This window comes from Telluria sp. AZSoR62 (genome assembly GCF_058111565.1).
Map to the genome: position 1 here is coordinate 1 of NZ_JBYTST010000161.1, position 350 is coordinate 350.

The window sequence follows — 350 nt, forward strand, 5'->3', positions numbered from 1 at the left end:
GGCTGGCCTTCCAGCGCCATACGTGCCGAACCCTTGATGATTGGCAGGTCGTCGCCTGGGAACTCGTACTTCGAGAGGAGCTCGCGGACTTCCATTTCGACCAGTTCCAGCAGCTCTGCGTCGTCGACCAGGTCGCACTTGTTCAGGAACACGATGATGTACGGAACGCCAACCTGACGCGCCAGCAGGATGTGCTCGCGGGTCTGTGGCATTGGGCCGTCGGCGGCCGAGCACACCAGGATCGCGCCGTCCATCTGCGCAGCACCGGTAATCATGTTCTTGATGTAGTCGGCGTGGCCTGGGCAGTCGACGTGCGCGTAGTGACGGTTCGCGGTTTCGTACTCGACGTG

The 350-nt window shown here is 62.0% G+C and carries 1 protein-coding gene; it reads right to left on the minus strand.

Annotated features, from left to right (window positions below; all coding sequences use genetic code 11):
- Nucleotides 1-350: GTP-binding protein (locus AC3XQU_RS23340; RefSeq protein ID WP_489876531.1), on the minus strand; the 350-nt coding region annotated here is incomplete at both ends.